This window comes from Dyadobacter chenwenxiniae, assembly GCF_022869785.1.
GTDB lineage: Bacteria > Bacteroidota > Bacteroidia > Cytophagales > Spirosomataceae > Dyadobacter > Dyadobacter chenwenxiniae.
On the sequence record NZ_CP094997.1, the window covers coordinates 5,755,168 to 5,777,903 of the forward strand.

General features: G+C 44.7%; 18 protein-coding genes. 7 read left to right on the forward strand and 11 right to left on the reverse strand.

The window, feature by feature from the left end:
• Positions 1-28: 28 nt before the first annotated feature.
• Positions 29-3,004: a protein translocase subunit SecDF gene (gene secDF / locus MUK70_RS24635; RefSeq protein ID WP_234658362.1), complete on the forward strand. Its 2,976-nt coding sequence runs from the start codon at positions 29-31 to the stop codon at positions 3,002-3,004.
• Between the two features lie 125 nt (positions 3,005-3,129).
• Complete coding sequence (locus MUK70_RS24640) at positions 3,130-4,581, forward strand: amino acid permease (RefSeq protein ID WP_234605804.1); 1,452 nt, start codon at positions 3,130-3,132, stop codon at positions 4,579-4,581.
• 154 nt (positions 4,582-4,735) lie between these two features.
• On the opposite strand, the gene lhgD is transcribed toward MUK70_RS24640, so the two are convergent.
• The 5 genes from lhgD to recQ all read right to left on the reverse strand — a co-directional run bounded on the left by lhgD (position 4,736) and on the right by recQ (position 12,145).
• Complete coding sequence (gene lhgD, locus MUK70_RS24645) at positions 4,736-5,935, reverse strand: L-2-hydroxyglutarate dehydrogenase (RefSeq protein ID WP_234658361.1); 1,200 nt, start codon at positions 5,933-5,935, stop codon at positions 4,736-4,738.
• Positions 5,936-6,091: 156 nt separating this feature from the next.
• On the reverse strand, positions 6,092-7,285 hold the full coding sequence (locus MUK70_RS24650; protein WP_234658358.1) for an anhydro-N-acetylmuramic acid kinase: 1,194 nt from the start codon (positions 7,283-7,285) through the stop codon (positions 6,092-6,094).
• A gap of 98 nt (positions 7,286-7,383) precedes the next feature.
• Positions 7,384-8,478, reverse strand: coding sequence for a PSP1 domain-containing protein (locus tag MUK70_RS24655; protein ID WP_234658357.1), 1,095 nt, complete (start codon positions 8,476-8,478; stop codon positions 7,384-7,386).
• A 116-nt stretch (positions 8,479-8,594) separates the two neighbouring features.
• On the reverse strand, positions 8,595-9,884 hold the full coding sequence (gene purD, locus MUK70_RS24660) for a phosphoribosylamine--glycine ligase (protein WP_234658355.1): 1,290 nt from the start codon (positions 9,882-9,884) through the stop codon (positions 8,595-8,597).
• A gap of 50 nt (positions 9,885-9,934) precedes the next feature.
• A complete protein-coding gene (recQ, locus tag MUK70_RS24665; protein WP_234658354.1) occupies positions 9,935-12,145 on the reverse strand; it encodes a DNA helicase RecQ in 2,211 nt (736 codons plus the stop codon).
• A gap of 92 nt (positions 12,146-12,237) precedes the next feature.
• On the opposite strand from recQ, the gene MUK70_RS24670 reads away from it, so the two are divergent.
• Entirely contained in the window at positions 12,238-13,212 is a 975-nt protein-coding gene (locus MUK70_RS24670) for a KpsF/GutQ family sugar-phosphate isomerase (RefSeq protein ID WP_234658353.1), read from the forward strand.
• A gap of 103 nt (positions 13,213-13,315) precedes the next feature.
• Here MUK70_RS24670 and MUK70_RS24675 read toward each other — a convergent pair whose 3' ends face one another.
• The 5 genes from MUK70_RS24675 to rpmG all read right to left on the reverse strand — a co-directional run bounded on the left by MUK70_RS24675 (position 13,316) and on the right by rpmG (position 17,117).
• Positions 13,316-13,792 carry a DUF4293 domain-containing protein gene (locus MUK70_RS24675; RefSeq protein ID WP_234605793.1) on the reverse strand — a complete coding sequence of 159 codons (477 nt, stop codon included), beginning with the start codon at positions 13,790-13,792 and terminating at the stop codon, positions 13,316-13,318.
• A 72-nt stretch (positions 13,793-13,864) separates the two neighbouring features.
• Complete coding sequence (gene rimO, locus MUK70_RS24680) at positions 13,865-15,175, reverse strand: 30S ribosomal protein S12 methylthiotransferase RimO (protein WP_234605792.1); 1,311 nt, start codon at positions 15,173-15,175, stop codon at positions 13,865-13,867.
• Between the two features lie 420 nt (positions 15,176-15,595).
• Positions 15,596-16,558, reverse strand: a complete 963-nt coding sequence (ftsY, locus tag MUK70_RS24685) for a signal recognition particle-docking protein FtsY (RefSeq protein WP_234605790.1) — start codon at positions 16,556-16,558, stop codon at positions 15,596-15,598.
• A gap of 195 nt (positions 16,559-16,753) precedes the next feature.
• The gene (locus tag MUK70_RS24690; protein ID WP_015813059.1) at positions 16,754-16,906 is read right to left on the reverse strand and encodes a DUF4295 domain-containing protein; all 153 of its coding nucleotides are present in this window, start codon (positions 16,904-16,906) and stop codon (positions 16,754-16,756) included.
• A gap of 28 nt (positions 16,907-16,934) precedes the next feature.
• The gene (rpmG, locus tag MUK70_RS24695; protein ID WP_026632037.1) at positions 16,935-17,117 is read right to left on the reverse strand and encodes a 50S ribosomal protein L33; all 183 of its coding nucleotides are present in this window, start codon (positions 17,115-17,117) and stop codon (positions 16,935-16,937) included.
• A gap of 276 nt (positions 17,118-17,393) precedes the next feature.
• Between rpmG and MUK70_RS24700 the strand changes: the two genes are divergently transcribed.
• The 3 genes from MUK70_RS24700 to MUK70_RS24710 all read left to right on the forward strand — a co-directional run bounded on the left by MUK70_RS24700 (position 17,394) and on the right by MUK70_RS24710 (position 20,750).
• Entirely contained in the window at positions 17,394-17,981 is a 588-nt protein-coding gene (locus MUK70_RS24700; RefSeq protein WP_234658352.1) for a c-type cytochrome, read from the forward strand.
• 88 nt (positions 17,982-18,069) lie between these two features.
• Positions 18,070-19,563, forward strand: coding sequence for an Asp-tRNA(Asn)/Glu-tRNA(Gln) amidotransferase subunit GatB (gene gatB / locus MUK70_RS24705; RefSeq protein ID WP_234658351.1), 1,494 nt, complete (start codon positions 18,070-18,072; stop codon positions 19,561-19,563).
• Between the two features lie 32 nt (positions 19,564-19,595).
• Positions 19,596-20,750 (forward strand): peroxiredoxin family protein, encoded by a 1,155-nt coding sequence (locus MUK70_RS24710; RefSeq protein ID WP_234658350.1) that lies wholly within the window; start codon positions 19,596-19,598, stop codon positions 20,748-20,750.
• 50 nt (positions 20,751-20,800) lie between these two features.
• On the opposite strand, the gene MUK70_RS24715 is transcribed toward MUK70_RS24710, so the two are convergent.
• A complete protein-coding gene (locus MUK70_RS24715) occupies positions 20,801-21,682 on the reverse strand; it encodes a Rossmann-fold NAD(P)-binding domain-containing protein (RefSeq protein WP_234658349.1) in 882 nt (293 codons plus the stop codon).
• Positions 21,683-21,696: 14 nt separating this feature from the next.
• Between MUK70_RS24715 and MUK70_RS24720 the strand changes: the two genes are divergently transcribed.
• Positions 21,697-22,707, forward strand: coding sequence for a gliding motility protein GldB-related protein (locus MUK70_RS24720; protein WP_234658348.1), 1,011 nt, complete (start codon positions 21,697-21,699; stop codon positions 22,705-22,707).
• The last annotated feature ends 29 nt before the right edge of the window (positions 22,708-22,736 follow it).

Here is a 22,736-nt window from a genome sequence, read left to right on the forward strand (position 1 = left end):
ATCACTTTAATTTTTTCAATACATAATAATGGCTAATAAGAACGGAATTATCGGGCTAACCATCGTGATCGCCCTGATTAGCGTCTATTATCTCTCCTTTACATTTGTATCACGTAACATTAAAGCCAAATCGGTGGCTTATGCAACGGATGCGAAAGGGGAAGTAGACCTGGCAAAAAAACAACGTTACATCGACTCGCTGTGGCGCGAGGATGTGTATATCGGTCATACTCTGCAGGAAGTAATGGAACGTGAACTGAACCTTGGTCTTGATTTGCAGGGTGGTATGCACGTAGTGATGGAAGTGGCTCCTGCTGACATTTTGAAAGGAATGGCCGGTGGAAATGCGCGCAGCGCGGCGTTCCAAACTGCATTGCGGAAAGCAGGCGAGGATAAAGCGGCCAGCAACAGTGCATTTATCAATCGCTTTGCAGCTGCATATAAAGAAGCGGCTCCTAATTCAAGCCTGGCCGGCATTTTCGCGACAAGCTCAAACAGAGGCAAGATCAGCAGCAGCTCGTCTGACGGTGATGTGATCAAAATGCTTAATACTGAGGTGAATGGTTCCATCGACCGTGCATTCCAGATCACACAGGCCCGTATTGACAAGTTTGGTGTAACAAACCCTAACATTCAGCGTCTGCCTGGCCAGAACCGTATTTTGGTTGAGCTTCCGGGTGTTGATAATCCTGAGCGTGTGCGTCGTTTGCTATCCGGTGCTGCAAAACTGGAATTCTCCGAGGTTTACCTGACCAACGAACTGGCTTCTGGACTGGATGGCTTGGGGAAATATTTGGCTAAGCAGGAAGAAATTAAAAAAGCAACAGGGAAACCAGCTGTTGGCGCACCGGCTGCAACCGATACAACCAAGAAAACAGACGGAGGCCTGGCTGCCCAATTGGCACAGAAGACCTCTGATTCAACTGCAACTGACTCTTCTGCACTAGCTGCTCAAAGTGCTGCTTTGACCAACTTATTCGTTCCAATGCCACAAGGTCTGGGCGTTTTCCTGAAAGATACGGCACGCGCAAACGAAATTCTTAACCGTCCGGAAGTGAAATCACTGTTCCCTGCGGATCTTGTATTCATGTGGGACCGTAAAGGAACAGAAGGTGTAAATAACCAGCTGATCCTGCCATTATATTTTATTAAAAAGCAAAATGGCCAGGCTGCAATGGAAGGTGACGTGATCGTGGATGCAACGCACGACTACGATGAGCGTGGCCGCCCGGAGGTGACTATGCGTATGAATGGCGAAGGCGCACGTAAATGGCGTACATTAACGGCCCGCAGCGTAGGCCGTCCGGTTGCGATTATCATCGATAACCTGGTTTACACGGCTCCAACTGTACAAGGCGAGATTCCTAATGGTAACTCAAGCATTACGGGAAGCTTCACTGTGGAAGAGACAAAAGATATGTCCAATGTCTTGAAAGCGGGTAAGTTGCCTGCTCCTACGCACATTGTTGAAGAAGCGGTCGTAGGTTCTTCGCTGGGAGCTGAGGCTATCAATGACGGACTTATTTCATCTGCGGTTGGTTTGCTGATCGTTTTGGTTTTCATGGTTGCTTATTACAGCCGTGCAGGATGGATCGCCGATATCGCATTGCTGATCAACTTGTTCTTCCTTTTGGGCGTCATGGCTTCTTTGGGAGCGGTTTTAACGCTGTCGGGTATTGCGGGTATAGTGCTTTCCATTGGTATGGCCGTGGATGCGAACGTGCTTATTTATGAAGGTATTAAAGTTGAGCTGGAGGAAGGAAAACCTTTCGCGCAAGCGGTTCGGGATGGTTTTAAACATTCACTTACAGCTATCATTGACTCCAATGTTACGACGTTGCTAACGGGTATCATCCTTTACACGTTCGGAACCGGGCTTGTTCTTGGATTTGCAACCACATTGGTTCTGGGTTTGCTTACGTCTTTGTTCTGCGCAATATTTATTACACGTTTGTTCCTTGAACAGCAGATCAAAAGCGGAAAAGTCTTCCATTTTTATTCAGGCTTAACCAAAAACTGGTTTAAGGACAACCATTTCGATTTCGTTTCACAGCGTCGTCGTTTTTACATTATCTCCGCAGTCATTATTGCCGTGGGGATAGGTTCATTCATTTTTAAAGGATTTGGTCTGGGTATCGACTTCAAAGGCGGACGTTCCTATGTGGTTCGTTTTGAAGAATCCGTTGATGCTGATAAGCTGAGAAGCATTATGGATGCGGATCTTGGCTCGACTACTGAAGTAAAAACATTCGGTGGACAGGATCAGGTGAAAATTACAACTGCTTACCTGATTGAGGAAACATCTACGGATGCAGATCAAAAGGCAGAGGCTAAAATTATGGCTGGTGTTAAGAAAATTCCGAACAATCCAGCTAAAATCGTTAGCTCGAACAAAGTAGGGCCTACCATGGCGAATGACACGCTTTGGTCTGCCGTTTACGCAATCCTGCTCGCGCTGGCTGCTAACTTCGTTTACATTTTTATTCGTTTCAAAAGGGTTGCGTTCAGTTATGGAGCGGTTGTGTCCCTGGGTCACGACGTGATCATCATTTTGGCGATCTTCTCGCTGTTCAACGGCTGGCTGCCATGGTCGCTTGACATTGATCAGGCGTTCATCGGTGCAATTCTTACCATGATCGGATATTCAATGAATGACACGGTTGTAATTTATGACCGTATTCGTGATTACCTGAAAGATGATAAAGCACGTGGTCAAAGCTTGCCAACGGTTATTAACAATGCGCTTAACAGTACATTGAGCCGTACGGCCGTAACGGGTATTTCTGTAATCCTTGTTTTGATCGTGTTGATGATCTTTGGAGGAGCTGTAATACGCGGATTTACATTCTGTATGCTTCTTGGGGTAATCGTAGGAACGTATTCGTCGCTGTTCGTGGCGGCGCCAATCGTAGTTGACTTGCTGCAACGCGAAAAAAGAAAAGAGCCTGCATTGACTGTTGCGGAGCCTATCGCACCGGTCGCAGGCAAGAAGATCAAAGCATAAGCATTTTTTAGAATAAAAAGGGGTTAAGTTTTACACTTTCCCCTTTTTATTTTGTCAATATACGCAATTGCCAAATTTCTTTTTAGTTTTATAGGATGTTATTATAACTACAACAAACGCATTATATGGCAAATCAATTATGGGTCAAAAAGCCTATTGACAAATTACTACTAGAATCAACAGGAGAAGGAAACCAGTTAAAGCGGTCACTTAGCTCAACCAGTTTGGTTGCTCTGGGGATAGGCGCGATCATTGGAGCCGGTCTTTTTTCCTTAACCGGAATTGCGGCTGCTGAACATTCCGGACCGGCAGTTACCATTTCATTTATACTTGCAGCATTGGGTTGTGGCTTTGCCGGCCTTTGTTATGCTGAGTTTGCTTCCATGATTCCCATAGCAGGAAGCGCTTATACTTACTCCTACGCCACTATGGGAGAGTTTGTTGCCTGGATTATCGGATGGGACCTTGTTCTGGAATATGCATTGGGAGCTGCTACCGTTTCGGTTAGCTGGTCGCGTTACCTGCTTGAATTTTTGAGCAAATTTGACATTCACCTTCCTACACAGCTTGTTTGCTCGCCCTTTGAAGTTGTGAAGTTGAGCAACGGGACGGTTATCGACAACGGAATTATCAATTTGCCTGCCATATTCATTGTATGCATGCTTTCACTGCTTTTGATCAGAGGAACGCAAGGGTCTGCTTTCCTTAACAACTTCCTGGTTATCTTAAAAGTAGCAGTTGTACTTATTTTTATAGCATTAGGTTGGAGCCACATCGATCCACAGAATTATGTTCCGTACATTCCTGAAAACACAGGAAACTACGAAAACTTTGGCTGGACGGGTATTGCAACAGGAGCCGCCGTCGTATTCTTTGCATTTATTGGTTTTGATGCAGTATCAACAGCAGCTCAGGAAGCCAAAAATCCACAGAAAGGAATGCCGATCGGTATACTGGGATCATTGGTTGTTTGTACGATCCTATATGTGCTTTTTGCGCATGTAATGACTGGTCTGGTTAAATATACGGAGTTCGCTAACGACGCTAAACCTGCTGCAACTGCTTTTGCCAAAACAGGGTATGATTCATTGCAGACTGCATTGATCATTGCAATTCTAGCCGGTTACACGTCTGTAATGCTTGTAATGCTTTTAGGCCAAAGCCGCGTGTTCTATTCCATGAGCAGGGACGGACTTTTGCCGAAATTTTTCAGCGATGTGCATCCTAAATTCGCAACGCCATGGAAAACCAATTTATTCTTCATGGGCTTTGTGAGCATCTTTGCCGGGCTTGTTCCTGTGAGTGATTTGGGACATATGGTGAGTATCGGAACACTTTTTGCATTCTGCCTCGTATGCGTGGGCGTATGGATGCTGCGTGTTAAACGACCGGATCTCCAGCGCTCTTTCCGTACACCCTTAGTTCCTTTTGTGCCTATTATGGGGATTGTAGTATGTCTTTATTTAATGTATTCTTTGCCTGTGGAAAGCTGGTATCGACTAGCGATCTGGCTGGCAATAGGATTGGCAGTTTACTTCGGTTATGGCAAGAAGAATAGTAAGTTAGGAAAAGAATAGTTTATCGGCTGTCGGCTATCAGCTATCTGCTGTCGGCTTTCGGTTTTGATATAATGTAAAAGGCCCTGCTCTCGCAACGAAAGCAGGGCCTTTTCTGTTTTCCGCCAGCCGCCAGCCGCCAGCCGCCAGCCGCCAGCCGACAGCCGAAAGCTGCCTACATTCTTGCCAAAACCCGCTCAGAAATTGTCTGTCCTATTGATAATGAAGAAGTTGCCGCTGGTGAGGGAGCATTACACACATTGATTGCATGTTTGTTTTCAATAATTGAAAAATCGTCCAGCAGCCCGCCGTCGTAATCACAAGCTTGCGCACGAACGCCCGCCCCACCGGGAATAAGATCATCGCTCTGAATCTCAGGTATAAGCCCTTGTAACGCTTTGGTAAATGCAGCTTTGGAGAAGGATCGGTAATATTCCCCCATTCCCGTTCTCCAGTATTTCATCGCCACTTTTCGGAAACCCGGCCAGGCCAGTGATTCCATTAGTTCCGAAGCATTGAAGTCCAGCTTATCATAACCTTCCCGGCGGAACGCAAAAACTGCATTAGGTCCGGCCTCAATGCCACCTTCGATCATGCGCGTAAAATGTACACCCAGGAATGGAAAATTAGGGTCGGGAACCGGATAAATCAGGTTTTTAACCAAATGGTGCTTCTCCGGTTTGATCTTATAGTATTCGCCGCGAAAAGGAATGATACGAACCTTAATGTTCTCTGGTTGAGTCAATTGGGCAACTTTGTCGGAATATAGCCCGGCGCAGTTTACGATCAGTTTTGTTTCAAATATTTTACCTGTCGCCGATACGACTTCTGAATGTGAATTGCGGTTCCTAATGTCAATGACTTTCTCTCCGAACTGGATTTTTCCGCCCAGCTTTTGAAAACATTCGGCATACTTTTCTGAAACCGTTTTATAATCTATAATGCCAGTATAAGGAACCCAAATGCCTTCTAAGCCAGCCACATGCGGCTCAATTTCACGAATTTCTCCTTGCGAGAGCATTCTGTTTTTTATCAGGCCATTCTGGTTGCCTCGTTCAAAGAGATTCCTGAGCAATGGGCTCTGGTTCTCGCTGGTCGCAACCACAATTTTGCCGCAAAGGTCGTAATGTACGCCTTCGCGATTACAAAAATCGATCAGCATTTGGTATCCACGAATGCAGTTTGTGGCTTTCAGACTGCCGGGTTTGTAATATAACCCCGAGTGGATTACGCCGCTGTTATGGCCGGTCTGGTGTTTTGCAACTTCGTTCTCTTTTTCTAAAAGTAAGATTTTCAGGGAAGCCTTTTGCTCTTTTAGTCGCAATGCTGTGGCCAGACCAACGATGCCACCGCCAACAATGGTAATGTCGTACATGTTATTCTTTATAGTTTTTTATCGTCGGGGTTGTTAGAGACAAGACTTGCTAAGTTTCCAAAACTTGGTAAGTTTCTCCATAGTTTTTTATCGTTGGGGTTGTTAGGGACAAGACTTGCTAAGTTTTCAAAACTTAGCAAGTCTCCGCTCCTGCAATCAGCCAGGAAACGATATTTTTCCCATGGAAACGCTAGGAACTCCTTCTTTTTCCCCAAAATGCATTTGCTGACCAGCGACCGCTTCATTCGCCAAAACCGCAAATAGGACAGCCTCCTTTGCATCACCTGAAACACCCAATGTATCAATTTTCTCAATCGGTTGGTTTAGGGCGCGGGCAATTCCGGACATCAGGACAGGATTATGTGCTCCGCCACCGCTTGCATAAATTGTGAATGAGTCATCCTCGTTCATCACGCTCTTTATTGCGTCGGATATGGTCTCAGCGCTGAGCTGCGTCAATGTTGCGATAATATCCTGCCTTGAAACCGAGATCAGTTTGGATTGCTGAATGGCAGCTTCAACATAATCGAAGTTGAAAACCTCGGGGCCGGTTGTTTTAGGGAAAGGCGATTTAAAGAAAGGCAAAGATTTCAACGCGACTAGAAGCGTATTATTCACCTTGCCACTCGCAGCAATCGCACCATTTTCGTCATAGGATTTATGAAAAAAGCGCTTCGCATAAGCGTCCAGCAATGTATTTCCAGGACCCGTGTCTGTTGTGAATATTCGCGTGGTGTCCAGTGACGCGGGCAGGAATGTAAAGTTGGCAATTCCGCCCATATTGAGCAGAATCCTGTTTTCGCCCGCTTTGGAAAAAAGAAAATGATCCCCGTAAACGGCAAGTGGCGCGCCCTCTCCACCAGCAGCAATGTGTTTTTGGCGAAAATCACTTAATGTAATGATGCCCGTTTTGGTTGCAATGTGGTCACCGTCACCGATTTGCAATGTTGCATTTGGAAAATCGGGAAGCTTGTGCTGTTTTTTAGGCGCGTGAAAAACCGTTTGACCGTGACTTGCGATTAGGTCAATGTGTTCAATGCCAATGTCCCAGGCTTCCAGGCAATCCAGGATCATTTTTCCATGGATGGTGCCAATGTAGGGGTTAAGGAGGCAAAGCTGTTGGAAATCAATTTGCCTTTTGGCGAAGATTTGAAGAATTTCATTACGAAATTCATCCGAGTAAGAGACTGTTGTAAAGTATTCCAGCTCCAAAACTGTTTCAGTGCCGCTTCCTTCGACGTTACAAACGGCCACATCCAGCCCATCCAGCGAGGTTCCGGACATTAACCCGATAATTCTGCGGGACTTTTTGCCAGATATTTGATATAGTTTGTCAATATGCGCCTTCATAAGCCATTTTGTAAAAGAAGGAAGCCAAGCGCTAAACATTGCTCCTGATTGGCGACGCTTAGTCTTGACTTCCTTCCAGTTATGATTCTTGTCGGAATTTAGTCCGTTTTTTGAGGAGAAGAAGCCTGTGGTTTGTTGGCATTGTTCTTGTTCTTGCCAGACCGGTTCTTCTTCTTTTTCTTCTTTTTCTGTTCCTCGCTGTACTTTTTGTCCAGGTTTTCAAGATCGCTGTTGATCTTTCCGGGCGCCCTGTCAATGGCTGTTTTTTCTGCTTGCGGCGTAAGGATTTCCAATGATTCCGGAATGATATCCTTTTTATTCAGCTCCATGATTTCGAGCACTTTACTGATCGCCACCGGATACCAGTTGGTGTCTTTGTCAAAGCCGAACCACATAATTTTCTTGAAAATGTCTGTTTTTTGCAAAACAGCCACTCCTTTTTTTGTCTTCAAAGGCACATCCACCGTCGGAATGTCCCGTAAAGCATCAATATAGGTTTCAAGCTCGTAATTCAGACAGCATTTCAAACGTCCGCATTGTCCTGAGAGCTTTGCAGGATTCAATGACAAATTTTGGTAACGCGCTGCTGCTGTTGATATATTTTTAAAATCCGTAAGCCAAGTTGAACAGCACAATTCACGGCCACAGGAGCCAAGTCCACCTAAGCGGCTCGCTTCCTGGCGCAGGCTGATCTGCCGCATTTCAATCCTTACCTTAAATTCGGAAGCCAATGATTTGATTAGCTCACGAAAATCCACGCGTTCCTCGGAAGAATAATAGAATGTCGTTTTTGTATTGTCTGACTGAAACTCAACGTCGGAAAGCTTCATATTCAGCTTCATCTCACGAATAATTTCGCGTGTGCGATAAAGTGTCGGCATTTCCCGCGCCATTGCCTGCGTATGCTTATCAAGGTCTTTTTCATTTGCAACGCGGTAAATCACGTGCATATCATCATTGATAACCACGCTTTTACGCTTAATTTGGAGCCTTACCAGCTCTCCTTGCAAAGAAACCGTCCCAATATGCTGGCCGGAAGCCATTTCACAAACAACATAGTCGCCTGTAATGAATTCCAGCTGATTTATATTTCTGAAATATTCTTTTCTTCCTCCCTTAAATTTAACTTCGACTACATCAAAACGTTGACTGACAGGCACATCCATGTGGCTTAACCAGTCGTAAACATTCATTTTATTGCATCCGCCTGTTCCACAGGTTCCATTACTTCCACATCCGGAGACAGTCGATCCACTAGTACTGCATCCGCCGGATGAACATGATCCACATCCCATAATTACTCATATCTTCAATCGTTATAACGTATTAAATCCACACCGATGTCATGACGGAAATACTTTCCTTCGAACTGCACGGCCTGTGCCGCACGCTGCGATTTATGGACCGCATTTTCGAGGGAATTGGCAAGGCCTGTTAGCGCCATCACCCTTCCTCCATTTGTCACAACTTCGGTGTTTCCATTGAAAGTAGTGCCTGCGTGAAATAAAAACACATCATCTACTTTTTGGCTGCCGGAAATTACCTTTCCTTTTTCATAATCTCCTGGATAACCTCCTGACACAACCACGGTCGTCACGGCCACCTGCGGGGAGATTTGCAATTCAAAATCATTCAAAGTTCCCTTCGCCGTTGAGGCCATGAGCATAGCGAAATCGGACTGTATCCGCGGAATCACCACTTCCGTTTCCGGATCACCCATTCTTACATTGTATTCGATCACAAAAGGCTCTCCTTTTATGTTCATTAAGCCAATAAATATGAAACCAACGTATTTGATCCCTTCACTTCTCAGACCGTGCAAAGTGGGTTTAACCACTTTCTCGTCCACTTTCTTCAAGAAATTGGCATCCGCAAAGGCCACTGGCGACACAGCGCCCATTCCGCCCGTATTAAGGCCTGTGTCGTTTTCGCCGATGCGTTTATAATCTTTGGCCTCGGGCAAAATTTTATAATGTTCTCCATCTGAAAGGACAAATACGGATAATTCTATCCCTTTCAGAAATTGTTCAACCACAACTTTGTTACCAGCATCACCGAATTTATGGTCCAAAAGCATTTCTTTAAAAGCTGTTTCTGCTTCTATATGCTTCTCTGCAATGATAACTCCCTTGCCTGCCGCAAGTCCATCTGCTTTCAAAACAATAGGAAGTGGCTGTTTTTCAAGAAATTCCAGGCCTTGTTCCAGTGTTTCGGCAGTGAATGTTTGGGAAGAAGCAGTAGGAATGCCGTATTTCTCCATGAATTGTTTGGAAAAATCCTTGCTTCCTTCCAATTGTGCCCCAGCTTTATTCGGGCCAATGATCTTCACTTTGGAAAGATCTTCTCTTGATTCAAAATAGTCAACGATGCCGTTTACCAATGGTTCTTCTGGTCCAACGATCACAAGTTCAACTTTGTTTTCCAACACCGCGTTTGCGATGGCATCAAAATCATTATAAGATATAGAGAGGTTCGTAGCAACACCTGCAGTTCCCGCATTACCGGGCGCTACATATAAACTGTCACAAAGAGGGCTTTGGGCTATTTTCCAGGCGAAGGCATGTTCTCTCCCGCCTGATCCCAATATTAGTATATTCATAAATGGTTAATTGTTTCACTCAAACTCTGACAACAAGTTTTCGTAGCCGGTTAATTCGCCAGTTCCGATAAAAACTTGATTCGCATAAGCCGCAGTTCTTCTTCGCTAATTTCGTCATGGGCAAATTCTCCCAACGCTGCGGCTATGTTATCTGTTTCAGCAGTCATGAAATAGTCATATATATCCTGCTGCCTTTCCCGATCGATGACCTGATTGATATAATAATCGAGGTTAAGCTTGGTTCCCGAATAGCAAATATGTTCAACTTCTTCAATGACGTCTGCGAGGGCCAGATCCTTTACTTCTGCGATTTCATCCAGGCTTACCTTGCGGTCGACTTGCTGGATGATAAATATTTTGATCTTAGATTTATTGACAGTCGACTTAATGACAACATCCTTTGCTGTCTCAATCTCGTTTTCTTCAACATAACGGGTGATCACTTCAATGAACTGGCGACCGAATTTTTGCACCTTTCCCATTCCGACGCCATTGATTTGCGCCATTTCCTGTTGCGTCGTCGGGTAAGTCGTTGCCATTTCCTCTAAGGACGGATCCTGGAAAATAACATAGGGAGGCAGGTTTTTCTCCTTTGCGACCTTTTTACGAAGCGCTTTAAGTATTCCCAAAAGTGCTTCGTCATAAGCATGCGCGCTTCCACCGGCGGCTGCATCCTTGTCATCATCCTCCGGTTTTACTTCCTCTTCATCGAAGTTATGGTCTTTATGAAGTGTAACCGGATAAGGATCATTCAGGTAATTGGCGCCTTTTTCACCCAATTTAATGACTCCGTAATTTTCAATGTCTTTTTCCAGGTAATTAAAAATCACAAGCTGGCGAATGGTCGAAATCCAATATTCGCGGGAATCATTGATTTCCAACCCTTTACCATACACATCAAGCTGGTCGTGCTCGTAGCTTTTAACATATTGGTTTTCAGTGGCCGTCAGGACGTCTGCAATGTGTTCGCAATCGAATCGTTGCTCGGTAAGCTGAACTGCCCTCAAAACGAGTATTACGCCGTCCTGAACCTTTGTTTTTTCTGTTGGCTTCATGCAATTGTCGCAGAACCCGCAATCTTTCTCGAGATATTCGCCAAAATAGCTTAGCAATTGGCGGCGGCGACAAACGCCTAATGTTGAGTAAGCCACCATTTCATTCAGCAAATGGCGCGCATTATCCCGTTCGGTGACCGTTTTGTCCTTATTAAATTTTTCCAGCTTTTGAATGTCCTCATAGCTGTAAAACATCAGGCAATTTCCTTCCAAACCATCTCTTCCGGCACGACCAGTTTCCTGATAATAACCTTCCAGCGATTTGGGAACATCATAATGGATCACAAACCGAACATCCGGCTTATCAATCCCCATTCCAAACGCGATGGTCGCAACGATGACATCCGCTTCCTCATTCAGGAATGCATCCTGGTTTGCCATGCGCGTGTTACTATCTAGTCCGGCATGATACGGTAATGCACGAACGTCGTTAACCCTAAGCAGTTCAGCCACTTCCTCGACCGTCTTTCTGCTAAGGCAATATACAATTCCGGACTTGCCCTTATTGTTGCGAACGTAGCGGATCAGCTGCTTCTTAACATCCTTTTTAGGCCGGATTTCGTAGTAAAGATTTTTTCTGTTAAATGAGGATTTAAACGTTTCCGCTTCCTCCATTTGTAGATTTTTGCGAATGTCCTGCTGCACTTTTGGCGTGGCAGTGGCGGTAAGCGCAATGATCGGAAGCTTGCCAATGTTCTCTATAATGCCATAAATGCGGCGATATTCCGGCCGGAAATCATGTCCCCATTCCGAAATACAATGTGCCTCATCGATGGCAACAAAGGATATTTTAACTTTTTTAAGGAAATCAAGGTTATCTTCTTTTGTAAGTGACTCAGGGGCAATGTATAGCAACTTAAGGCTGCCGTCCAGTGCGTCGCTCTTCACCCGCGTCATTTCAGATTTGGTAAGCGTGGAATTCAGGAACTGTGCATTGATACCAAAAGCAGTGAGCTGGTCAACCTGATTCTTCATTAATGCAATTAGCGGCGATATAACGATCGTCAGACCATCGCTGACAAGAGCAGGCAATTGATAGCAAAGCGATTTTCCCGCTCCGGTGGGCATGATCACAAAAGTATTCTTGCCAAGAAGGATATTTTGAATAATTACCTCTTGCTCACCCCGGAACTGACTGTATCCAAAAATTTCTTTAAGCCTATCTTTTAACGTGTCTAAAACGACTGCATCAACATTATTTACCATACTCTGTTAACAAAATGGTTATCCCAAACTTCTATATCTTTGCTTTTGAAATTAAAAATCCCATTGGTTCCCAATAAAACTGTGTTTCAGATTTGAAATTAATAAAAAATATTCAGTCAATAGCAAAAGAAGTATTACGGCAAGAGGCAGAAGCATTGCATAATCTGATCGGATTGATTGATGAAGAATTTGAAAACTGCGTATATGCCATTATCAACTGCGGAGGACGTGTTGTTGTGTCGGGCGTGGGCAAAAGTGCCATTGTTGGACAAAAAATAGTTGCTACATTAAACTCAACCGGAACACCTGCATTATTCATGCACGCTGCCGACGCCATTCACGGTGATCTCGGCATGATTCAGGATAATGATGTGGTGATTGTAATATCCCGGAGTGGCGACACAGCCGAAATAAAAGTCCTTACCCCGCTATTAAAGCGAACCGGTGTTAAAATGATCGCTATGGTAAGTAACAAGGATTCTTATCTGGCCAAAAACGCAGACTACATTCTGCATGCATTTGCGCCGGAAGAGGCTGATCCACTGAATCTTGCTCCTACGACAAGCACGTCCGTTACGATGGCATTAGGCGATGCATTAGCGATTTGTTTGCTGGAAGCGAGAGGTTTTACACACGATGATTTTGCCAAATTTCATCCGGGCGGCGCTTTGGGCAAAAGGCTTTACCTCAAAATCTGCGACATCTATCCGCATAATGCATTGCCAATGGTTTCAGAAGATGCAGGCTTGCAGGAAATTATACTAGAAATGACTTCCAAAAGGTTGGGGGCGACTGCCGTCAACAATGCTGAGGGCAAAATGGCAGGCATTATTACCGACGGAGATTTACGGAGAATGCTGAAACAATTCGATGGAAATGTGATTCTGCATCTGAAAGCAAAGGACATTATGACCAAATCGCCAATCTCAGTTTCACCTGACGAATATGCTGTTAAAGCATTGGAAATCATGCAGTCCCGCAGCATTACGCAGGTTGTGGTTGTGGAGAATAGTGAGATTCTAGGGTTTGTGCACTTGCACGATTTGTTAAGGGAAGGGTTGGTGTAGCTGGCTTGGCACTTATTTGTCAGCCTGAGCGGAGTCGAAGGCGCGCTACTCCTTGGTAACGTGCCTTCGACTCCGCTCAGGCTGACAAGTGGCTGATAAGCAACTACCTAAACCGCTTAGACTGCTGCACTTCCCGCTCGTCTTTCCTAATAAAACGATTCGCAAAAACATTTGCCAACATTGCACCTACTAACCCGTAAAACCCGATTTCATAGGTTCCGGGCAGGTTTGGATCGAAAAGTTTTGCGGTTTTGTAGAATGTGAAATAGATGACGAGTCCCATCAGGATGGTCATCAGGATGGAGTTAACTGCGCAAAGGGCGGATTGCAAAACCCTTTTTTTGTATTGAAGAATAGCGTAAGCCGCAACGCCTGCAACTAAAATCGCCAGAATGATCAGGTAATAAACCGGTTGAACGTTAGACTGTACGGCATTGATCTGGTGCGTCAGTTTGATCGCTGTCAAATCGGCTCTTTCTTCCCCGGCAGTTGAAACTTTTGTCCATAATGGAAAGGCAAGAAAAATGCCCATTCCGATGACAGTAAGGGCTAAAAAAACGGTTTGTATCCTTTGTAACATATTTTTGAAATATTATGCATGGGCTTCATGAGCCGCAAATTTAGTAAAGAGAGTATGAGACTGAAAGCCGGATCAGGAAATAACCGATCCGTACAAGTCAAATTCCTCAGCGGATGTAATGTTAACCTGGGCAAAGTCACCTAATCGCACATATTGGCTGGCAGGCACAAGAACCTCATTATCAACTTCCGGTGAATCAAATTCGGTCCGGCCGATGAAGTGCCCGCCTTCTTTGCGGTCGAAAAGCACTTTATAAGTATTTCCGATTTTTTGCTGGTTCAATTCATAGGAAATGCCTTGTTGCAGCTCCATAATGGCATCTGCGCGTTCCTGCTTGATTTCGGCAGGAATGTCGTCCGGCATGGTGTAGGAATGCGTGTTGTCTTCGTGAGAATACTGAAATGCCCCCAAACGGTCGAAGCGCATTTTTTCAACAAAATCGTAAGTCTCATCAAACAGCGCTTCCGTTTCTCCCGGGTGACCAACTATTAATGTTGTTCTCAATGTAATATCCGGCACTTTTGCGCGGATGGTCTCGATCAATGCTTCCGTTTTTTCACGTGTAATGCCACGTCGCATGGATTTCAGGATTTCTGTTGAGCCGGTCTGCAGAGGCATATCCAGATATTTGCAAATGTTGCTGCGCTCGTTCATGATATCCAGAATGTCCATTGGAAACCCAGCCGGATAAGCATATTGTAACCTGATCCACTCAATGCCTTCTACGTCAGAAAGTTGCGCAAGTAAGTCGGATAGATTTCTTTTTTTATAAATATCAAGACCATAGTAAGTCAGGTCTTGAGCAATGAGGATAAGTTCTTTTGTGCCGCGTTTTGCCAAGGATTTCGCTTCCTTCACAAGCTCCTCAATCGAACGGGAAACGTGGCCGCCGCGCATAATGGGGATCGCGCAGAAACTGCATGGACGATCGCAACCTTCGGCAATTTTTAGGTAAGCGTAATGTGTGGGCGTGGTCAGCAACCGCTCGCCGACGAGTTCATGCTTATAGTCCGCTTTGAGCGTTTTGAGCAGTCGTGGCAGTTCATTAGTTCCAAACCAGGCGTCCACAGTCGGGATTTCAACGGAAAGCTCATCTTTGTATCTATGTGATAAACAGCCTGTAACGTAAACTTTATCAACCATTCCGGCCGCCTTTGCATCAGCATAGCGCAGAATTGTGTTGATGGATTCTTCTTTGGCATTATCAATAAATCCGCAAGTGTTGATTACAACAATCTGCGAATCATCTTTTTTAGACTCATGATCAACGGTGAATCCGTTGCCTTTGAGCTGCGTGTAGAGCACTTCCGAATCCACCAGATTTTTGGAGCAGCCCAGCGTGACAATGTTGACTTTATTTTTAACTATTCCTTTGGTTTTCATTGGTTTTAGCTATCCGCGGCTGGCTTTTAGCTTTTAGTAACTGACTATGTAGATTTGATTTTGATCTTACGAACAGATTTTATCTGCGAAATGCTTCGATTCGAATGAATGATGTTTAAAACCTCGATCCGCAATGGTGTAACCTTATTAATGATTAAATAACTCCCGCACCGAATATTTATATACTTTTTGGACTTGGTTACCAGCTGCCTGCACTCGGGATGATGAAGATAATTGGTGGAGAGGCCTGCTATGCTAGCGTAGATTTCATCGACAAATACGGAAGCAGAACCGTAGGAGAAAGTTTCAACTGAATCATATTCCTGAACTCATCGGCATTCAACGGCGCCCCAGAGATCACAAGATTCTTTTTGGATATTTTTGTTTTGCCCATGATCAAAGATAAAAAATGTAAGCTGCTCAGCCAATCTTCTTAAATAAAGAATCCACAAACTCACTGCGGTCGAAAACTTGCAGGTCATCCATTTTTTCTCCCACACCAATATATTTAACCGGAATTTTGAATTCGTCCGAAATGCCGATTACTACGCCGCCTTTCGCTGTGCCATCCAGTTTTGTGATCGCTAATGCAGTAATTTCCGTGACTTTGGTGAACTCTCTGGCTTGAATTACAGCATTTTGGCCGGTGCTGCCATCGAGAACGAGTAAGACTTCGTGTGGAGAATCAGGAATGATTTTCTGCATGACGCGCTTGATCTTCGAAAGCTCGTTCATGAGGTTCACCTTCGTATGTAAACGTCCTGCGGTATCGATAATGATGACATCAGCGCCCGTTTCCATTCCTTTTTTCAATGCATCATAAGCTACGGCGGAAGGGTCCGTGTTCATCCCGTGGTCGATGACCGGGACGTCAACGCGTTTTCCCCAAAGTTTGAGCTGTTCTACGGCCGCAGCGCGGAATGTATCGGCGGCGCCTAGCACAACTTTGTGTCCTCTTTGGTGAAACTGATGCGCCAGTTTTCCGATCGTGGTTGTTTTTCCAACACCATTCACGCCTACGACCATGATCACAAACGGTTTGGGAAGATGCTGGGTTTCAAAGCTGTCTTTGATATCAACAGATTTGTTTTCCGTCAACAATGCTGCGATTTCCTCCCGGAGTATGCCGTCCAGTTCAGCCGTAGTTGCATATTTATCTCTGGCCACCCGCTCTTCAATGCGCTTAATGACCTTTACAGTGGTTTCAACACCTACGTCTGAGCTTACGAGAATGTCTTCCAGTTCATCAAGAACGTCTTCATCTATTGTGGTTTTACCAACGATAGCACGGGAAAGTTTGCCAAAGAAACTGTCTTTGGTTTTTTCCAGGCCTTTATCTAATGTTTCTTTTTTCTCTTTTGAAAAAAAACCAAATAAGCTCATAACGGTGTGAATGTAGTAAGATCTGAAATCGTGTAAGTGCGCTCAAAAATAAAACAAAAAAAGTCCCAAAAGGGACTTTTTACAAAACTCGATATCATCTTTCGGATCTGCTCGTGATGACCAGCGTCAATAATGTCAGCCTGAGCGTAGCTTAAATGTCAGTCTGAGCGCACGGGGCCGCCCGGCGGGCGAAGACTAGTTTTTCAGTGCACCTTGAACACCGTCCAAGGGAACGATCTCTTCTTTGAAGGTGTAAGCTCCTGTTTTTGGAGATTTTACAGCCTTAATAACCTTAGCGAATGCTTTTCCGCCTTCTTTTTTCAGGGTAGCAACTACTTTCTTTGCCATGTCTGTATATTGTTAAAAGTGTAAAACCTTATTTAATTTCTTTGTGGACTGTATAGCGTCTCAGGAACGAATTGAATTTTTTCAATTCCATACGGCCAGGCGTATTTTTCCGATTCTTTGTAGTCACATAACGTGACATTCCAGGAACACCACTATCTTTTTGTTCTGTGCATTCCAATATAACCTGTACTCTATTACCTTTCTTAGCCATTGCTTTACATCGTTTTTACAAATAGGACTGCAAAAGTAAGAACATTTAGTTTTATACACAATGCTCTCTATTAAATTTAGTATAATTTTTGAAAAAATTTATTCATGCTCGTGTAACATTAAAATCTTGGCGGACAAATAAATAAGTTATGCTTACACGCGACTTGCTTCCGATTTCTGTCTTAAATTTGAAGGAAATTTAGCGCAAACTTAGTTTCTTCGTGTGCGATTTATTTTGCAAATCCTTAATCTGGCGGAAAATCTTAATTAAAAAACAATGACTCTTAAAAAAAGTACCCCTTTGGCGCTTGTTGCTCTGGCGGTTTCCTTACTCATCGGCTGCTCTTCGCAGGAAGACAAAGATAAATATGATCATTATTACGGGTCAGGCAGTAAATCGAGGGAAGAAACAGCGCTTGTAGCGCTGCAAAATGAAAGAAAAAATCAACCTGCACCAGTGGCCGCTACGGGCGCAGCAACTCCGGCAGCAGCATCGGGAGATTCAGCCAATGCTGGTGACTCTGCTGCAATTGGTCAGGGAGGCGCGGCAGCGGCAGCAACGAATCCTAACGCAGAAGCAGCGCCTACCGCTGCGGCAGCTCCCGCAAAACGCAAACCAGTTCCGGCTGATGTTTCCGCATTGCTTAACAAACACGCGTGTCTCGCTTGCCACCAGCCCTATGACAAGGTGATCGGGCCGGCTTACGCGGAGGTTGCTAAAAAGAAATATACGTCGGATCAAATCGTAGAATTGGTTCACAACCCTAAACCTGAACATTGGCCTGGATATCCTCCAATGGCACCGATGGCCCACGTTCCAAAGGCTGATATTGTGGTTATCGCCAACTGGATCAACTCTTTATAATAGTAAGCTGACATTTTTAGAAAATACGGGCCGTTCATGCTATGGACGGCCCGTATTCGTATCTTTGCGAAAGCATTTTTATTTTAATATGACTCAAAACGCACTGCAACCTGCTGATATTACGGATGAACTTTTAGCCCAGTATGAAACGGTTATCGGGCTCGAAGTGCATTGTCAGCTTTTGACGGAATCCAAACTTTTTGCGCAGGACCGAAACCTTTTCGGTGCTGAACCAAATACCAACATTGGTCCGCTTACGCTTGCACTACCAGGAACTTTACCTAAAATCAATAAAAAAGCGGTTGAATATGCAGTCCGGCTGGGCCTGGCTTGCGGCTGCTCGATCAGTAGAAGAACCATCTTTGACCGTAAAAATTACTTTTATCCCGACCTGCCGAAAGGGTACCAGATTTCGCAGGATAAAAAGCCGATCTGCGAAAACGGCGGCGTGACGATTTCTGTGAAGAATGAGGAAGGGAAAATGATCGAAAAAGTGATCCGCTTTCATCATATCCATTTGGAAGAGGATGCAGGAAAATCGGTTCATGATGGCAGTGTTACCGAAACGTTGCTGGATTATAACCGGGCCGGAACGCCGTTAGTTGAAATGGTTTCGGAACCCGATTTGCGGTCCGCCGAAGAAACGGGGGCATTTGTTACGGAAATACGCCGCCTGGTTCGCTATCTGAACATTAGTGACGGTAATATGGAAGAAGGTTCATTGCGCTGCGACGTCAATGTTTCGCTCAGAAAAAAAGGAGCTGAAAAGTTGGGCACCAAAGTGGAGATCAAGAACATGAACTCGATCCGGAACATGATGCGTGCCATTAGCTTTGAGGAAAAGAGGCAAGTGGCCATGTTAGAAAGTGAGCAGGAGATACAACAGGAAACGCGGATGTTTGACGTTGAAAGCGGACAGACTTACGGAATGCGGGTAAAGGAAACGATGAATGACTATCGCTATTTCCCGGATCCGGATCTGAGCCCGGTCGTCGTGTCTGACGAATGGCTGGCCAGCATTAAGGCTGATATGCCGGCACTGCCACACGAGCTGCGCGAGAAATTTACGCATCGTTATGGAATCCCGGCTTATGACGCGGCTGTGCTCACAGACACACGTGAAATCGCAGCTTACTTTGAAGCAGTTTGTGCCAAAACGCCTGCCTATAAAGCTGCTTCAAACTGGTTAATGGGCCCTGTGAAATCTTATCTGAATGATCACGAAGGCAACATCGATCGTTTCCCGATCAGCCCGGAAACTCTGGCTGCGTTGATTGACCTGAGCGAGTCCGATATTGTGAGTAATTCCGTGGCTACGCAAAAGATATTTCCGGTGCTTCTGGCCGAGCCCCAACGTGATCCGAAAGAGATCGCTTCCTCAAATAACTGGCTTCAAAACAGCAATACAAATGAGCTTGAAACGTTGGTAGATGAGGTTATTAGCGCAATGCCTGACAAGGTTACAGCATACAGAAAAGGGAAAAAGGGTTTACTGGGGCTTTTTGTGGGAGAAGTCATGAAGAAATCAAATAACACTGCCGATCCCAAGCTGGTTAGCCAACTGCTAAGCGCGAAACTTTGATTGTTACGCCTAACAAAACTATAAAAGAGGTCATGAAAGGAATATTTAGACAAAGCATTTTCATATTTAGTATTGCTTTTTTGAGCCTTCAAACTCAGGCACAGCAACTTGCACCCAAAGAATTTTCTGTTAATGGAAAGGTGAAAAATGGTGCAAAAGGAGAAAAAGTAACATTGCTGCGTTCAACTGCCGGCGGATCGTCCATCAAGCTGGATTCTACACAACTTGCAGCAGATGGGTCGTTTGCATTAAAAGGCGTTGAAAACGATCGTGGAAGCTTCTTTTCATTGAACATTGCCGACCGTCAAAAAGTGATTCTCCTCGTAGAAGGCGGAGAAAAATTTGATGTGATGGCAGACGGAACGACCAGGGATGCCAAAGGAAACGGAGGAAATGCAGACATTACAGGCTCCAAAAATATGGAGTACTATGCCCAGATAGATAAATTAATGAGATCTTTTGCTGGCAAGGTGACCGTTTGGAATGAAGAATATGCCAAAGCAGAGGAAAAGAAAGATGCCAAAAAAATTCAGGAAGTGCAGGAAAATTTTGCCAAGGCTGATAAAGAGCGTCTGGATGTAGTTAAAAAGCTCCTGCCTGAAATGGGCACATCATTGGTCGCGCTTTTCACGGCCAATAACTTTTTGAATCCGGACACGGACTTGGAAATCCTGAAGAAGCTGGCGGACGATTATGAAAAAGTAGAGCCGACTCCCACATTAGCAAAAGGATTTATTGGTCAAATTAAAAGAATTGCAGGTGTTTCGGTTGGTCAGCAAGCACCTGATTTTACTTTGAATAGTCCCGAAGGAAAGCCGGTTGCATTGTCATCTTTGCGCGGAAAATTTGTCTTGATCGACTTCTGGGCATCGTGGTGCGGGCCTTGCCGGATGGAAAATCCGAATGTTGTACGTATGTATGACAAATTCAAGGACAAAGGGTTCGACATTTACGGCGTATCCTTGGACGACAACGAAAAAGCCTGGAAAACGGCTATTGAGCGTGATAAATTGAAATGGCTGCACGGATCGGAATTGAAAAAATGGAATTCCGGCGTAGCGCAGACTTACGGCGTAAACGCAATTCCAGCCACATTCCTGATCGACAAAGAAGGAAAAATCATTGCCAAGAACTTACGCGGACCAGCTTTGGAAAGTAAGCTCACCGAATTGCTGGGTGCTCAATAGTAATAGATTAGATGTAATCAAAAATCCGCAGGAACTGTCTTGCGGATTTTTTATGCGCCACCATCTTCCAGACTGTAATAAAAATGCAAAGGATCTGAAAACCTGAATGAATAATGATAATGTTTATCAAATTTTTCAGCTGAAATTACCTTGAAATCTGGTTTCTCATTTGATTCTGCAAATGTTGGGGCTTCCCAGCCAAATTGCGCGCAAGAAGCCTCGTAAACTTCCCGACGCGTAGTATGAATCGGCGATACAATGTTAAAGGTCTCATTCACAAAGCCCGTTTCAAGAATGGTCATAATGATTCCCACAGCATCGTCCCGGTGAATGTAATTAACAGGGATTGAGCCGGTTGTCATATCTTTCTTTCCCTGCACATATTTTCCTGGAATGCGGTTGTAACCGAGTAAGCCGCCTAATCTGAGGATCGTAACATTACGCTCGGGACGCAATGCAGTTAACAGATTTTCAGCCGCGACCATATCCGGTGAAGCGGATGCTTCGGGCGTTTTCACATCATCTTCAACCACAATCCGGTTTAGTTCGGGATAGATTCCCGTGGAGCTGATGAAAATAATGTTGGTGATCCGGGATATTTCAATCTCGCTGATGATTGACTCAACTTGCTTTACGTAAAAACCCGGGTCATGTTGTTGCAAGCGCGGAGGCAAGGAAATGATCAGCGTATCGACGTCAAAAAATGAATGCAATGCCACACGGTCGACGTCAAAACCCGGATTAAGTGGAAGCAAGAATCCTTCAATGCCGTTCTTAGCGAATGCATCGATCTTCGATGCCGATGTTGTGCTGCCTTTTATCTCCCACGTACTATGCAGGCTGAGCAAGCGTTGAGCTAGTGGAAAACCTAACCAGCCGCATCCCAGAATGCTTATTTGTTTTTTTTCTACTTTTGAATCGTTATCCGTCATTTGATATTAAGGCTATGTGCTTATCGAGAATTGCTCTCTTTTGCTCTCTTATTTCTGTTTTTCTTTTTTCCTGCAATAAAGATAACCGGCTCGCATCTGATACGAGTGAGACTGTGGTTAATGTTGAATCCGAAAACCTGGACCAGGCACTTTTTGCTTGCCAATCGGTTAAAGATGTGCAAAATTTTCTCGACGCACATCCATATCTGGCAAAGGAATATTTCGCCAGTTCACAAATAGATCCGCGACAGCTGGCCGCGCATTTATTCAATATTTTGCAAAACCCCGATTTCCGGGCATTCCGTGATCAGCTCGACAGCCTCATTGGTGACCGTAAAAAGAACATTCTCGATCCGCTGGCCGACGCATTCAAGCAAATTAAATACCATTATCCGGCTTTTAAAGCTCCAAAAGTGCAGTTTCTGGTGACTGGTTTTACAGGCACCGATTTATACATTTCCGATTCGCTGATCATAATCGGGCTTGATTATTTCGGCGGCCCCGCTGCAATGTATCGCCCGGATGTATTTGATTATCAGTTGCGTAGATATCAAAAAGAATACATTGTTCCTTCTATCGTCTTTTTCGAATCCAATCGTTTCAACAAAATTGATCCTACCGATAAGACATTGCTGGCGGATATGATCGGTTATGGCAAGGGTTATGCATTTGTAAAACAAGTCATGCCTAATGCTGCCGACAGCCTGATCATTGGATATTCGGCCGACAATTTGCGTAGAACGGACGCGAGCCAGCAACAAATTTGGGCTTATTTCATCGCAGGGAAATTGCTGTACGAGTCAGTTGAGATGAAAAAGAAGAAATTCATTGAAGAACGACCATTCACAACGGAAATCGGGCAGAAAGTGCCGGGCGCCATTGCGCGCTGGGTTGGCTGGCGGATCGTTAACCGCTTTCGTGCTGAAAATCCAGGTGTGACGCTTCCGGAATTAATGGACATGGAGAACGCTGCACAGATTTTACAGGAATCGGGATATAACGGTGAGCCAGACGAAGAGGAGTAAGTTTTTTGTTTACTTTTGCGGCAGTCACT

Bases quoted from the DNA above. Each gene is read 5' to 3' on its own strand.
- secDF (WP_234658362.1), top strand. From the start codon at position 29: ATGGCTAATAAGAACGGAATTATCGGGCTAACCATCGTGATCGCCCTG.
- MUK70_RS24640 (WP_234605804.1), top strand. From the start codon at position 3,130: ATGGCAAATCAATTATGGGTCAAAAAGCCTATTGACAAATTACTACTA.
- lhgD (WP_234658361.1), bottom strand. From the start codon at position 5,935: ATGTACGACATTACCATTGTTGGCGGTGGCATCGTTGGTCTGGCCACA.
- MUK70_RS24650 (WP_234658358.1), bottom strand. From the start codon at position 7,285: ATGAAGGCGCATATTGACAAACTATATCAAATATCTGGCAAAAAGTCC.
- MUK70_RS24655 (WP_234658357.1), bottom strand. From the start codon at position 8,478: ATGAATGTTTACGACTGGTTAAGCCACATGGATGTGCCTGTCAGTCAA.
- purD (WP_234658355.1), bottom strand. From the start codon at position 9,884: ATGAATATACTAATATTGGGATCAGGCGGGAGAGAACATGCCTTCGCC.
- recQ (WP_234658354.1), bottom strand. From the start codon at position 12,145: ATGGTAAATAATGTTGATGCAGTCGTTTTAGACACGTTAAAAGATAGG.
- MUK70_RS24675 (WP_234605793.1), bottom strand. From the start codon at position 13,792: ATGTTACAAAGGATACAAACCGTTTTTTTAGCCCTTACTGTCATCGGA.
- rimO (WP_234605792.1), bottom strand. From the start codon at position 15,175: ATGAAAACCAAAGGAATAGTTAAAAATAAAGTCAACATTGTCACGCTG.
- ftsY (WP_234605790.1), bottom strand. From the start codon at position 16,558: ATGAGCTTATTTGGTTTTTTTTCAAAAGAGAAAAAAGAAACATTAGAT.
- MUK70_RS24690 (WP_015813059.1), bottom strand. From the start codon at position 16,906: ATGGCAAAGAAAGTAGTTGCTACCCTGAAAAAAGAAGGCGGAAAAGCA.
- rpmG (WP_026632037.1), bottom strand. From the start codon at position 17,117: ATGGCTAAGAAAGGTAATAGAGTACAGGTTATATTGGAATGCACAGAA.
- MUK70_RS24700 (WP_234658352.1), top strand. From the start codon at position 17,394: ATGACTCTTAAAAAAAGTACCCCTTTGGCGCTTGTTGCTCTGGCGGTT.
- gatB (WP_234658351.1), top strand. From the start codon at position 18,070: ATGACTCAAAACGCACTGCAACCTGCTGATATTACGGATGAACTTTTA.
- MUK70_RS24710 (WP_234658350.1), top strand. From the start codon at position 19,596: ATGAAAGGAATATTTAGACAAAGCATTTTCATATTTAGTATTGCTTTT.
- MUK70_RS24715 (WP_234658349.1), bottom strand. From the start codon at position 21,682: ATGACGGATAACGATTCAAAAGTAGAAAAAAAACAAATAAGCATTCTG.
- MUK70_RS24720 (WP_234658348.1), top strand. From the start codon at position 21,697: ATGTGCTTATCGAGAATTGCTCTCTTTTGCTCTCTTATTTCTGTTTTT.